This is a genomic window from Phytohabitans aurantiacus (assembly GCF_027923225.1).
In the GTDB taxonomy this organism is placed as follows: Bacteria; Actinomycetota; Actinomycetes; order Mycobacteriales; family Micromonosporaceae; genus Phytohabitans; species Phytohabitans aurantiacus.
On record NZ_BSDI01000063.1, the window covers coordinates 1 to 11,947 of the forward strand.

The window sequence follows — 11,947 nt, forward strand, 5'->3', positions numbered from 1 at the left end:
GAGACGGTGGAGATGTGCACGCCGGACGCGCGGGCGACGTCGCGGATGGTGGCGGGCACAGCGGCGTCTCCATTCCTGCTCGTGTGGTGGTCGTCACTGGGATCGGCCAATTAATGCAAACGGTTGCGGCCGTGTCAACGGATCTTGGTTTCAAATGTGTTGCGGTGGCGCGCCTATTGGGGGTGTGAGCGATACAAAACGGACGTCGTCGGTGCAAACCTTTGCAGCCAGAGATCGGTTAGAACGGGCTGGTTCCGGGAAGGTACGGTTGGCGGAACCACCGGCACCCGAACGGACAACGCGCAATGACCACCTTCGACCACCCGGCGCTGCTCTATCGCGACTCCGCTGAGTACCTCGCGGGTACGCTGCCGTTCATCGAGGCTGGGCTGGCGGCGGGCGAGCCGGTGCTGGTGGCGGTGCCAAGGGGCAACCTCGCGCTCATCGAAGACGGTCTCGGTGAGCAGGCCGCGATGGTGACGCTGCGCGACATGGGCCAGGCCGGGCGCAACCCCGGCCGCATCCTGCCGGGCGTGCTGCTGGCCTTCGCCGCCGCGCACTCCGGCCGGCCGGTACGCGTCATCGGCGAGCCGATCTGGGCTGGGCGCAGCGCGTTGGAGTACCCGGCCTGCGTGCAGCACGAGGCGCTGATCAATACCGCGTTCGCCGACCGCGACGGCGCCATTCTGTGCCCCTATGACGTCGCGCGGCTCGCGCCCGATGTGGTCGACGACGCGTACCGGACGCACCCGGTCGTCGAGACCGCGACCGGCCGTGCCGACAGCGCCCACTACGGAGATCCGGTCGTGTTCGCGGCCCGGTTCAATCAGCCGCTGTCCGATCCGCCGCCCGGCGCGGTGACCATGGTCGTCGATGGCGGCAGCCTGGCGGCGGTGCGGCAGCTGGTGGGCGCGCGCGGCGCGGCCGCCGGTCTCGACTCGTTGCGGATCGCCGACTTCACGGTGGCGGTCAACGAGCTCGCCACCAACTCCGTCAAGCACGGCGGCGGCGCCGGCACGCTGGCGGTGTGGTTGGAAGGCGGCGCGCTCGTGGCCCAGGTGTCCGACAGCGGCCACATCGCCAACCCGATGTCCGGGCGGGTGCCGCCGCCGCTCGACAGCGCGAACGGTGGGCGCGGGCTGGTGCTCGTGAACCAGCTCTGCGACCTGGTTCGCGTGCACACCACGCCCGACGGCACCACCATCCGCGTGCTGCTGTACCTCTAGGCCGCCGTGCGGCGGCGGAACAGCGCGCCGGCCGCGGCCACCGACACCAGCAGGATGCCGCCGCTCCACGCGAGTGCCAGCCACGGGGCGGTGCCGAGGTCGGTGCCGAGCATCAGCCCGCGCAGCGTCTCGATGATCGGGGTGGCCGGCTGGTGCTCGGCGAACCCGTGTATCCAGCCCGGCATCGTGTCGATCGGCACGAACGCGCTGCTCGGGTACGGCAGGAACATCACGAAGAACGTGAAGCCGCCGGCCGCCTCGGCGGAGCGTACGAGCAGGCCCACCGCCGCGGACAGCCACGAGATCGCGAACACGAACAGCAGCAGGGCACCGGCCGCCGCCAGCCATTCGAGCGGCCCCGCCGTCGGCCGGAACCCGATGATCAGCGCGATGCCGAGCACGAGCAGCGTGGAGGCGACGTTGCGGATCACACTGGCCACGACGTGGCCGGTCAGGAACGCGACGCCGCCGACGTCCATCGACCGGAACCGGTCGACGATGCCGCCGGTCACGTCCTGACTGACGCTGACCGCCGTCGTGGACGCCCCGAACGCCGCGCACAGCATGATCACGCCGGGCACCACGTAGGTGACGTACTTCGTGCCCGTCTCGATCGCGCCGCCGAACAGGTACACGAACAGCAGCATCAACATGATCGGCAGCATCAGCGCGGTGAGCAGGGCGTCGAGGTTCCGCCGGGACAGGCGCACCGAGCGGTCGACCATCACGAGGGCGCTAGACATCGGCGGTCTCCTTCTCGCGTGCCGGCGTTCCGGTCAGGGCCAGGAAAACGTCGTCCATGGTCGCCGCGTGCAGCGCGAACCGGTCCACCGCGCGCCTGCCCGGATCGATCTCGTCGAGCAGCGCCCGCACGTGCGCGGCGCTGCCGTCGGTGGCCACGCCGAGCGTCCGCCGCGCCGGGTCGCGCAGCAGCACCCGATCGCCGAGGCGGGCGGCGGCCGCGTCGTACGCCGCCGGGTCCGCGAGCGTCAGATCAAGGCGCCGGCCACCGACCTGCTCCTTGAGCCGGGCCGCGGTGCCGTCCGCGACAAGTCGCCCATGATCGAGTACCGCGATGCGGTCCGCGAGTTGGTCGGCCTCTTCCAGGTACTGGGTGGTGAGGAAGACCGTCACGCCACCGCGTACCAGATCGCTGACCACGTCCCACATGGCCTGCCGGCTGCGCACGTCGAGCCCGGTCGTCGGCTCGTCCAGGAAGATCACGGACGGCTGGCCGACCAGGCTCGCGGCGAGGTCGAGGCGGCGCCGCATGCCACCCGAGTACGTGCCCGCGCGGCGGTCACCGGCGTCCACCAGGTCGAATCGCTCCAGCAGTTCCGCGGCCCTTCTCCGGGCGTCCGGCCGGCTGAGTCCGGTGAGTCGGGCCATCATGCGCAGGTTCTCGGCGCCGGTCTGCAACTCGTCGACCGCCGCGTACTGGCCGGTGAGGCTGATCGCCCGGCGCACCCGGTGCCGCTCGCGCACCACGTCGAACCCGGCCACCGTGGCCCGGCCGCCGCCCGGCTCGGTCAGCGTGGCCAGGATGCGCACCATCGTCGTCTTGCCGGCACCGTTGGGCCCGAGGAGGGCGAAGAGGGTGCCGGGCGCGACCCGAAGGTCGACGCCCGTGAGCACCCGCTTGGCGCCGTACGACTTCTGCAGGGCGGTCACCTCGACCGCCGGTACGTTGTACGAACACATGTGTACACCGTACGACGCCTTCTCAAACAGCGCAAACTGTACTAGGGTAGGGCTGTGAGTACTAGTACAGATGCGCCGTACGCGCGGATCGCCAGCGACATCCGGCGGCGGATCGCGGCGGGAGAGTTGCGCCCGGGCGACAGGGTGCCGTCGACGCGGCAGCTCATGCGCGAGTTCGGCGTCGCGCTCGCCACCGCGACCAAGGCCCTCGCCATGCTGCGCCAGGAGGGTGTGGTGACCGCCGTGCCCCGGGTGGGCACGGTGGTGGCCGGCTCTCCGACGGGCGCTTCGGCTCCTGCTCCTGTCGTTCCCCGCCGCGCGCGGCCTGGGGAGCCTGCCGTCGATCGCGACGGGATCGTCCAGGCCGCGATCCGGATCGCCGACGCCGAAGGGCTCGCCGCGCTCTCGATGCGCCGCGTCGCCGCCGACATCGGCATCCCGACCATGTCCCTGTACCGCTACGTGCCCAGCAAGGAGGACCTGCTGCTGCGCATGGTCGACGCGGTGTTCGCCGAGGATCCACTCCCCGAGCCGGCGCCGCACTGGCGCACGAGCCTCGAAGACCTGGCCCACCTCCAGTGGGCGATCTGCCACCGCCACCCGTGGGTCGCGCGGCAGGTCTCGATCACCCGCCCGATGGCCGTACCGAACGGGATGGCGCACACCGAGGCGTCGCTGCGCGCCCTCGACGGCCTCGGCCTCGACAAGGCGACGATGGTGCACGCGGCGGTGACCATCGCCGGGCACGTGGTCGGCACCGCCCTGCACCTGGAGCAGGAGGTCGAGGCCGAGCAGGACACCGGGCTGAGCAACGAGGAGTGGTACGAGGCGCAGGACCTGACCCTGGGCAGGCTGCTCGCCTCGGGCCGCTTTCCGATGCTGGCCAGCCTCGACGAGATCCCCGACTTCGACCTCAACCTCGACATCGTCTTCGAGCTGGGCCTGCGCCTGCTGCTGGACGGCCTGGCGGCAATGATCGGCGCTGAGCGGGCTTTGCAGCGCGATCATGATCAGTTAGGGTAGGCATGCCTTAGTCGAGGGAGGGTGCTGTGACGTTTCGGGTTTTCCGGGTCGAAGTGCGGGCGGTGCGCAAGCTCAGCCCCAGCTTCCTGCGCGTGACGTTCACCGGCGACGACCTCGACGCGTTCGAGGACACCGGCTGGGACCAGCGCATCAAGCTGGTGCTGCCGCTGCCCGACAGCGGCGTCGCGCACATGCCCGCCGGCCCCGACTGGTACGCGAAGTGGCGCGAGCTGCCCGAAGAGCGGCGCAACCCCATCCGCACGTACACGACTCGCTACGTGCGGCCGGCGGTGCGCGAGCTCGACCTTGACGTGGTACTGCATGGCGACGGCGGGCCGGCCGCGCGCTGGGCGCAGACCGTGCGCCCCGGCGACATCGTGGGCCTGGTCGGGCCCGATGCCGATGCCGGCGGCCCGCACGGCGGCATCGAGTTCCATCCGCCGGCGGATGGGCGTCCGCTGCTGCTCGCCGGCGACGAGACGGCGGTACCGGCGGTCGCCACGATCGTCGAGCAACTGCCCCGCGGCGCGCGCGGGGAGGTCCTGCTGGAGGTACCCGAGTCCGGCGACATCCTGGAGCTCGGCGCGCCCGCGGGCCTGCGGATCACCTGGCTGGCACGCGACGGCGCGGCGCACGGCAGCCTGCTCGTACCCGCCGTCACGTCGGCGGCCGGCCGGCTGCTGGCGAAGGCTCCCGCGCTCGCGGCCGTCGGCGGCGGCACGGTGCTCGACGACATCGACGTCGACACCGAGATCCTCTGGGAGGTGCCCGAGGACGGCGCGAGCGGCGGCGACCTGTACGCGTGGCTGGCCGGCGAGGCCGGTGTGATCAAGACACTGCGCCGCCACCTCGTCAGCGAGCGCGGCGTCGACCGCAAGGCGGTCGCCTTCATGGGCTACTGGCGCCTGGGCCGCACCGAGGACGACCTCTAGAGCTTCCACCATCTAGCTCAGAGCCTGGTCCCGAACCTGATCCTAAAAAGTCTCTAAAGAGCAGGTTCAGGATCGAGCCTCGAGCTGCCGCGATGCCCGTCGCGGTAGCTCGGAATTTTCTGGGCATTTGACGCCGGAACACCTCGAGGCCGCCCGGCCAGCGCTCGGGTCGGCGTGCGTAGCAGCAGTATCAGGGATATTGCTGCATCAACGCGCTGCGGATGCCGCAAGAACCCCGAACATGCGGCATCCGACCGTCTCCGCGCGGCGGTGGTTGCGCTTGAGCTGCGCGCAGCGCAGGTTCCGCCCTTGCCGTCGATCAAGGGAAGTCCCGTCGATCAAGGGCGAACGCACGTGAAAAGAGATCGAACCACGTGCGTCTGCCCTTGATCGACGGCAAAAGGGCGCGCGGGGGCGGGGCGGTGCGTGGGCGGCGCGGGGCGGGGCAGGGGTTGTGGTGTTAGAGGGGGCGGGCGAGCATCCATTGGTGGCCGAAGGGGTCTTGGAAGCGGCCGCCTCGTTCGCCGTACTCCTGGTCGGCTATCGGGTAGATCACGGTGGCGCCGGCCGACGAGAGGCGTTCGCCGAGGGCGTCGACGTCGTCGACGTACAGGGCCATGATGACTGGCGTGCCGCCCAGCGTCGTCGGTGAGCGGTCGGCGTCGTCTTCGTCCTTGACGGCGACCGTCGCGCCGGCGATCACCAGCTCGGCGTGCACGATCTTGCCGTTGGCGTCGGTGTGGCGGGCGGTCTCCTTGGCGTCGAAGGCGGCGACGTAGAACTCGATGGCGCGAGCGGCGTCGCGTACCACAAGGCGTGGATAGAACATGTCCTCATCGTCGCGCCGGATCGGCCACCACGCTTGTAAGAATCAGACCGGCGCTTGTAAGAATCAGACCGGCACGTGGTTCGCCTCGCCCGGCGAGCGCGGCGCATAGCCTGTCGGGAGCATGCCCGCCAGCTCCCGGAACTCGTGGATCATGTGGGCCTGGTCGTGGTAGCCGCACGCGGCCGCCCGGCTCGCCCAGTCGCCGTCGGTCGCCAGCAGCCGCTGCAGGCGCCGCACCCGCGCGAACCGTTTCGGCGTCAGCCCCACGCGCTCCACGAACCGCCGCGCCAGGCCGCGCGGCGTCCAGCCCAGCCGGTCGGCGGTCTCGGCGACGGTCGCGCCGCGCGCCAGCGACCGCACCGCCACGCCGGTCGCCGGGTCGGGCGACAGCGGCCGGCACGCCGCCTCCAGCAACGCCCGTTCCATCACGGCGAGCATCGCCTCAGCCCGCCGCTCGCCGCCCGAAAGCCCGCCGCCGCCTCCAAGCCGAGCGCTGCCGGCGAGCGGGGAGCTGGCGAGGCGGTCGCGGAGGTCGGTGCCGGGCCACAGCTCGTCGAGCGGCACGAGCTGGTCGCGCACCGCCGAGGCGGGCGCGGGGAAGAAGGGGTACGCGCCGCCGGGGCGGAACGCCACCCACGCGATGGCGCGCTGTTCGGCCGGGTCGATCAGCGACGGGCGGCCGTGCGCGCCGAGCAGCGCCGCGCCCGGCGCGCTCTGGGTGACACCGCCGTCGATCGGGTACGCGTGCAGCGCGTCAGCGTCGAGGTTGACGAGCAGCTGGGCGGTGCCGGTGGGCAGCGACAGCTCCCGCGCATGCGCGAACCGCCCCTCCAGGTAGCCCATCGAGGAGACGAACGGCGCCAGCGCGGGTGACCTGGGCCTCATCGACACGTACATGCCACCACCGAGCCTATCGGCAATCATGGGGGCATGCCGGTGAGCGAGGAGGAGAGCGCGGTCTGGACGCGCGTCGATGGCATCTGGGAGACCGGCATCGACCTGCTCAGCGCCCGCTTCGTCGGCCACCGGTACGCGCCGCACCTGCATGACGAGTACTCGATCGGAGTGTGCACCGGCGGCGCCGAGCGGATCGACTACCGCGGTGCCAGCCACATCGCGGTGCCGGGCACGGTCGCCCTGCTGGAGCCCGGCGAGCCGCATACCGGCGAGGCGGCCGCCAGCGGCGGATGGTCGTACGACGCGGCCTATGTGCCGCCGGAGCTGTTCGGCGACGGCCCGCCGCACTTCCCCCAGCCGGTGGTCACCGACCCGGACGCCGCGCGCATGCTCGGCGCCGCCTACCGGGCGCTGATGCGCGGCGCCGACCCGCTGGAGGGGGAGACGCGGCTGCTGCTCGCGCTCGACACGGTCGTCTGCCGGTACGCCGTTGGCGTCACCGCCGCCGAGCGCCGCCTCGGTGGCCGGCTCGTGGCGACCGTCATGGCGAGCCTCGGAGACCGCATCGTGGCACCGCCGAGCCTCGCGGAGATCGCCGGCGAGGTGGGCCTGTCGCGGTACCAGGTGGTGCGCGCCTTCCGCGAGGCGGTGGGCATGCCGCCGTACGCCTGGCTCGCCCAGCACCGCGTGCGGCGCGCTCGCACGTTGTTGCTGGCCGGCCACCGGCCAGCGGACGTCGCCGGCCTGGTGGGCTTCGCCGACCAGGCGCATCTGACGCGGTGGTTCCGGCGCGTGATGGGCGTCACGCCGGCGGTGTACCGCAACAGCGTTCAAGACATCGGGCGCGCCAGCGGGTGAGCATGTCCCCGTGACTCGACGGGGATGGCTGCTGTTCGTCGCGATGGGCCTCATCTGGGGCACGCCGTATCTCATGATCAAGGTCGCGGTCGACGAGGTGTCGCCGCCGATGGTGGTGTTCGTCCGGTGCGTCTTCGGCGCGATCGTCCTACTGCCGGTGGTCGTACACCGGAAGCAGCTGGCGTCGCTGCGCGGGCGCTGGTGGTGGCTGATCGCCTTCGCCGTCACGGAGATCGTCGGCCCGTGGCTGCTGCTCTCGGACGCCGAGCGGACGCTCTCCAGCGGCACCACCGGCCTGTTCATCGCGACCGTGCCGGTCATCGGCGTGGTGCTCGCGTGGATCGCGGGGGACCGAGGGGTGACGCCGGCGCGCTGGGCGGGGCTGCTGCTCGGGTTCGGCGGCGTGGCGCTGCTGGCCGCGCCGACCGTGGAGAGCAGCGGTGCCTGGCCGGCCACGGAGATGCTGCTGGTGGCGATCGGGTACGCGGCCGCGCCGCTGATCGCCGACCGCGCCCTGCGCGACGTGCCCGGTCTCGTGGTGACCGCGACCTGCCTGGCCTTCGCGAGCCTTGTCTACGCCCCGGCGGCGGCGTGGACGTGGCCGGACAGCCTGCCGTCCGGGCGGGCGCTGCTGGCCCTCGCCGGGCTGGCCACGGTCTGCACGGCCCTCGCGTTCGTGCTGTTCTTCGAGCTGATCAAGGAGGTCGGCGCGGCCCGCGCCACCGTGATCACATACGTGAACCCGGCGATCGCGGTCGCCCTCGGCGCGGCGGTGCTCGGCGAGCCGCTGACGCTGAGCGTGGGCGCGGCGTTCGCGCTGATCCTGGTCGGCTCGGTGCTGGCGACCCGTGGCGGCGGCGCCATCTCAGAAAGCGTCAGCCCAGCACCGGTCAGCCCAGAACCTCTGCCAGAAACTCCAGGTGACTCGCCTTCTGGTACGCCAGACCGCCCTCATGACCGTTATACGGCCACACGTTGATGGCCTTGCGCCCCGCGTAGTGGTTGTACGCGGCGTACACGGTCGACGGTGGGCACACGTCGTCCATGAGCGCGACGGAGAAGTTGGCCGGTGCGGTGGCGCGGGTGGCGAAGTTGACGCCGTCGAAGTACGACAGCGTGTCGAAGACGGTGTCGACGTGGTCGCGGTGGGTCTTGAGGTACGTCACGATCTCCTGGTACGGGAACGCGTTGGTGATCTCGGTGGCCCGCCGGTAGTGGCACAGGAACGGCACGTCGGGCATCACACCGGCCAGGCCCTCCACGAGCCCGGAGACCGCGATCGTGATGCCGCCGCCCTGGCTGCCGCCGCCGATCGCGATCCGCTCCGGGTCGACGCGCTCGTGGCCGCGGGCGGCGTCGACGGCGCGCACCGCGTCGGTGAAGACCCGGCGGTAGTAGTAGTGCTGGGGGTCGGTGACGCCCCGGGTCATGAAGCCGGGCGTCTGCGGCCCGCCGCTGCCGTCGGGGTCGGGGGTGTCGCCGACGAGATAGCCGCCGCTGCCCTGGCCACGCGTATCCATGACGAAGTGCGCGTATCCGGCGGCGCTGTAGTGCAGCCAGTCGTGCGGCAGCCCGCGCCCGCCCCCGTACCCGATGTACTCGACCACGCACGGCAACGGGCCCTCGGCGTGCTTCGGCAGCAGGAACCAGCCGCGCACCGGCTGCCCCGCGAAGCCCGCGAACGTGACGTCGAAGACGTCGACGGTCTTCAGCCGGGTGGGGTGCGGCTCGAACCGCGGCTCGGTGCCGGCCGCCCGTGCCTGCTCCACAGTAGACTTCCAGAACGCGTCGAAGTCAGCGGGCTCCACGCGGTCCGGGCGGTACTCCTGAAGTTGCTCGAGTGGCCAGTCGACGAACATGCCCGCACGGTACGTCATGTTGACCATGGAAGGGAAGGGCGCGCGGTAGGGTGGTGGCGTGCCCGTCACGGCCGCTGAGACCTTCACACCGATCGCCCGGTACGCCGCGCGCCTGCACGCCATCGCGGGTGGCACGCATCACGTCGCGTCACCGCTGGGCGCGTGGCTCCTGCTGGCCCTGTGCGGCGCGGCTGGCCATGACGTCGAGGAGGCGCTCGGCGTCGACGCCGACGACGCGCTCGCCTTCGCCGCCGACCTGCTGGGCACCCCGCACGACGCCGTCCTGTCGGCGGCCGCCGTCTGGACCCGGGCCCGCGCCGACGCGCTGCTGCGCCGGCTGCCGGCCGCCGTCGAGACCGGCGACCTGCCCGGCCAGGACCGCCTCGACGCGTGGGCGCGCGAGCACACGCTCGGCCTGATCGAGAGCTTCCCGCTGCAGGTGCCGCCGACCGCCGTGGTCGTGCTCGCGACCGCGCTCGCCACGAAGGTGTCGTGGGGCATGCCGTTCGACGTGGTGCCGGGTTCGACGCTGGGCGGCCCGTTCGGGGCTCGACTCGCCAACGCGTTGCGCACGCCCGAGGGGCATGGGCACCGGCAGTTCGTCGCGTCGTCCGCACGCGCCGGCGACCTCGTCGTGCACACCGCACGGGCCCGCGAGGGCCTGGCGGTCACGTCGGTCGCCGCCGCGCCCGACGTGCCGGCCGCCGACGTGCTCGCGGCCGCGTACGAGGTGGCGGGCGGCACGGCTGTGGCGCGGTCGCTGTTCGACCTTCCGCTCGGCGACGGGCCACTGTGGACGATCAGCGAACGGCACGCGCCGGTCACCGCCGCGAGCGGGCGTGAGGAGCGGTGCGCGGCCATCCTGCCCGCCTGGGAGGCCCGCAGCGAGATCGACCTCGGCCACCCCGACCTCGGCTTCCCGGCGGGGGCGCGGGCCATCGCTGAGCTTCTGGGCCTGACCGAGTACGACTACGAGGCGCGCCAGTCAGCGGTGGCTCGCTACACGCGGGTGGGCTTCGAGGCGGCGGCGGTGTCCGCGATGTTCACGACGACCGGGTTCACGATGCCGCGCGAGGGCCTGGTGCGCACGGCTGAGCTGCGGTTCGGCCACCCGTACGCGGTGGTGGCGGTCGCGTCGGGCGGTGGACCGTGGGACGGCGTGCCGGTGTTCTCGGCGTGGGTCGCTAACCCCAGTGGGTCGGCCGGCTGACCGACGCCGGCAGGCGCGTCGTGCGGTCGCCCCGGGCGGCGTTCACCTGCGGCTGGGTGAGGAAGAGGCTGTCGCTCAGGTTGGCGCCGCGCAGGTCCGCCGCGCGCAGGTCAGCTCCGATCAGGTCGGCGAGCCGCAGGTCGGCGCCGCGCAGGTCCGCGCCGATGAGGTACGCGCCGCGCAGGTTGGCGCCCCGGAGGTCGGCACCCCGCAACCGGGCACCGATCAGGTCGGCGCGGGCCCTCTCGGGTCGCCGCCGCACGCCGGCCCGCGCCAGCTCGCTCACCTTGCGGAGCAGGGGGTCGGCTGCCTCCCAGTACACCTTGGGAGCGATCGTGGTGAGGTCGCTGCTCCGCGTCGCGGCCTCGACCCGGTCGTAGGTTGCGGTCAGGTCTTTGTTCATCGATCGGGCGGCGGGCAGCGCGCGTGCCTCGCGCAGGTACCAGAGCAGCTCGTGCAGCTCGCGCATGACCGTGAACGCCGCGAACATCGGCGCGGCGGTCTCGGGCGCCTCGCGCCAGCTCCGCCCGCCGAACGTCACCTGCGCCACCTTCTGCCCGGCGCCGAAGCAGTCGAAGACCACGCAGCCGGGAAAGCCGCGGTCGCGCAGGTCGCGGTGGATGCCGCAGCGGAAGTCGTCCTGGAGGTTGGCGCAGGCGTGGCCGGCCGGCTTGTCGATCGCGAAGTCGGCTGATTTGGCGAACGCGGGCGCGACGCAGCACAGCCCGAAGCAGCGCTCGCAGTCGGCGCGGAGCTCGTCGGTCACTGGGTTCACCGGCTTCACTATCGGATCTCCAGACCGATGTTCTGGGCGATCACCACCGCCTGCTCGGGCGTGATGATCGCGCCGCGCAGCTCGACGCTCGCCGGGTCGAGCGTGGTGAGGTCGCTGCCACGCAGGTCGCAGCCGCTGAGGTCGGCGCCGCGCAGGTTGGCGCCGGAGAGGTCCGCGCCGATGATGGTGGCGCCGGCACAGTTGGCGCCGCTGAGATCCACCTCGCGCATGCGTACGCCGTCGAAGGTGACCCCGCGCAGGTCGGCGCGCGCGAGCGAGGCGAACGACCAGTCGCCGCCCTTGACGCGCATCGGTCGCACCGGTGACTCTTCGAAGGTGCTGCCGGTCAGCTTGCACCCGTCGAACTCGGCCTCGAAGAGGTTGCACCGCGTAAAGGAGCACCGCAGAAACGCCGAGTCGGCGTGCCGCGACGCGTTCAGGCGCACGTTGCCGAACGTGCACTCGTCGAACACCACGCCCCGGGTCTGCGCCTCGGTCAGGTCGATGTCGTTGAAGTCGCACCTGCGGTAGACGCGCTCGACGAACTCGTCCCCGTACCAGTCCTCGTGCGCGAACGACTCGTCCTCGACCAGGGTCTCCATCTGTAAATCCTTGCCGCTAATCGTCAAGATGATGA

The 11,947-nt window shown here is 71.9% G+C and carries 13 protein-coding genes; 6 read left to right on the forward strand and 7 right to left on the reverse strand.

Annotated features, from left to right (window positions below; all coding sequences use genetic code 11):
* Positions 1-305 precede the first annotated feature (305 nt).
* Positions 306-1,226: a sensor histidine kinase gene (locus tag QMG73_RS38630; protein WP_281903978.1), complete on the forward strand. Its 921-nt coding sequence runs from the start codon at positions 306-308 to the stop codon at positions 1,224-1,226.
* On the opposite strand, the gene QMG73_RS38635 is transcribed toward QMG73_RS38630, so the two are convergent.
* Positions 1,223-1,969 carry an ABC transporter permease gene (locus QMG73_RS38635; protein WP_281903979.1) on the reverse strand — a complete coding sequence of 249 codons (747 nt, stop codon included), beginning with the start codon at positions 1,967-1,969 and terminating at the stop codon, positions 1,223-1,225. The two genes, QMG73_RS38630 and QMG73_RS38635, sit on opposite strands and share 4 nt — an antisense overlap.
* Entirely contained in the window at positions 1,962-2,927 is a 966-nt protein-coding gene (locus QMG73_RS38640; protein ID WP_281903981.1) for an ATP-binding cassette domain-containing protein, read from the reverse strand. The genes QMG73_RS38635 and QMG73_RS38640 overlap by 8 nt, the downstream gene beginning before the upstream one ends.
* 54 nt (positions 2,928-2,981) lie before the next feature.
* Here QMG73_RS38640 and QMG73_RS38645 point away from each other — a divergent pair, with 54 nt between their 5' ends.
* Both QMG73_RS38645 and QMG73_RS38650 read left to right on the forward strand, forming a co-directional pair.
* Positions 2,982-3,950 carry a TetR/AcrR family transcriptional regulator C-terminal domain-containing protein gene (locus QMG73_RS38645; protein WP_281903982.1) on the forward strand — a complete coding sequence of 323 codons (969 nt, stop codon included), beginning with the start codon at positions 2,982-2,984 and terminating at the stop codon, positions 3,948-3,950.
* 26 nt (positions 3,951-3,976) lie between these two features.
* Positions 3,977-4,882 carry a siderophore-interacting protein gene (locus QMG73_RS38650; protein ID WP_281903983.1) on the forward strand — a complete coding sequence of 302 codons (906 nt, stop codon included), beginning with the start codon at positions 3,977-3,979 and terminating at the stop codon, positions 4,880-4,882.
* 460 nt (positions 4,883-5,342) lie between these two features.
* On the opposite strand, the gene QMG73_RS38655 is transcribed toward QMG73_RS38650, so the two are convergent.
* Positions 5,343-5,711 carry a VOC family protein gene (locus QMG73_RS38655; protein WP_281903984.1) on the reverse strand — a complete coding sequence of 123 codons (369 nt, stop codon included), beginning with the start codon at positions 5,709-5,711 and terminating at the stop codon, positions 5,343-5,345.
* A 63-nt stretch (positions 5,712-5,774) separates the two neighbouring features.
* Positions 5,775-6,635 (reverse strand): helix-turn-helix domain-containing protein, encoded by an 861-nt coding sequence (locus tag QMG73_RS38660; RefSeq protein ID WP_281903987.1) that lies wholly within the window; start codon positions 6,633-6,635, stop codon positions 5,775-5,777.
* 6 nt (positions 6,636-6,641) lie between these two features.
* Between QMG73_RS38660 and QMG73_RS38665 the strand changes: the two genes are divergently transcribed.
* Together QMG73_RS38665 and QMG73_RS38670 are read left to right on the forward strand one after the other, a co-directional pair.
* A complete protein-coding gene (locus QMG73_RS38665) occupies positions 6,642-7,466 on the forward strand; it encodes a helix-turn-helix transcriptional regulator (protein WP_281903989.1) in 825 nt (274 codons plus the stop codon).
* 10 nt (positions 7,467-7,476) lie between these two features.
* Positions 7,477-8,445 (forward strand): DMT family transporter, encoded by a 969-nt coding sequence (locus tag QMG73_RS38670; RefSeq protein WP_281903990.1) that lies wholly within the window; start codon positions 7,477-7,479, stop codon positions 8,443-8,445.
* On the opposite strand, the gene QMG73_RS38675 is transcribed toward QMG73_RS38670, so the two are convergent.
* Positions 8,357-9,343 carry an acetylxylan esterase gene (locus tag QMG73_RS38675; RefSeq protein ID WP_281903991.1) on the reverse strand — a complete coding sequence of 329 codons (987 nt, stop codon included), beginning with the start codon at positions 9,341-9,343 and terminating at the stop codon, positions 8,357-8,359. The genes QMG73_RS38670 and QMG73_RS38675 overlap by 89 nt on opposite strands.
* 40 nt (positions 9,344-9,383) lie before the next feature.
* Here QMG73_RS38675 and QMG73_RS38680 point away from each other — a divergent pair, with 40 nt between their 5' ends.
* Entirely contained in the window at positions 9,384-10,535 is a 1,152-nt protein-coding gene (locus QMG73_RS38680) for a hypothetical protein (protein ID WP_281903993.1), read from the forward strand.
* Here QMG73_RS38680 and QMG73_RS38685 read toward each other — a convergent pair.
* The gene (locus tag QMG73_RS38685) at positions 10,510-11,310 is read right to left on the reverse strand and encodes a pentapeptide repeat-containing protein (RefSeq protein ID WP_281903994.1); all 801 of its coding nucleotides are present in this window, start codon (positions 11,308-11,310) and stop codon (positions 10,510-10,512) included. The genes QMG73_RS38680 and QMG73_RS38685 overlap by 26 nt on opposite strands.
* Before the next feature lie 8 nt (positions 11,311-11,318).
* Positions 11,319-11,912, reverse strand: coding sequence for a pentapeptide repeat-containing protein (locus QMG73_RS38690; RefSeq protein ID WP_281903996.1), 594 nt, complete (start codon positions 11,910-11,912; stop codon positions 11,319-11,321).
* Positions 11,913-11,947 lie beyond the last annotated feature (35 nt).

What these genes read in the sequence shown, in the direction of transcription:
- QMG73_RS38630 (WP_281903978.1), top strand. Translation starts at nt 306, where the DNA reads ATGACCACCTTCGACCACCCGGCGCTGCTCTATCGCGACTCCGCTGAG.
- QMG73_RS38635 (WP_281903979.1), bottom strand. Translation starts at nt 1,969, where the DNA reads ATGTCTAGCGCCCTCGTGATGGTCGACCGCTCGGTGCGCCTGTCCCGG.
- QMG73_RS38640 (WP_281903981.1), bottom strand. Translation starts at nt 2,927, where the DNA reads ATGTGTTCGTACAACGTACCGGCGGTCGAGGTGACCGCCCTGCAGAAG.
- QMG73_RS38655 (WP_281903984.1), bottom strand. Translation starts at nt 5,711, where the DNA reads ATGTTCTATCCACGCCTTGTGGTACGCGACGCCGCTCGCGCCATCGAG.
- QMG73_RS38660 (WP_281903987.1), bottom strand. Translation starts at nt 6,635, where the DNA reads ATGATTGCCGATAGGCTCGGTGGTGGCATGTACGTGTCGATGAGGCCC.
- QMG73_RS38665 (WP_281903989.1), top strand. Translation starts at nt 6,642, where the DNA reads ATGCCGGTGAGCGAGGAGGAGAGCGCGGTCTGGACGCGCGTCGATGGC.
- QMG73_RS38675 (WP_281903991.1), bottom strand. Translation starts at nt 9,343, where the DNA reads ATGACGTACCGTGCGGGCATGTTCGTCGACTGGCCACTCGAGCAACTT.
- QMG73_RS38690 (WP_281903996.1), bottom strand. Translation starts at nt 11,912, where the DNA reads ATGGAGACCCTGGTCGAGGACGAGTCGTTCGCGCACGAGGACTGGTAC.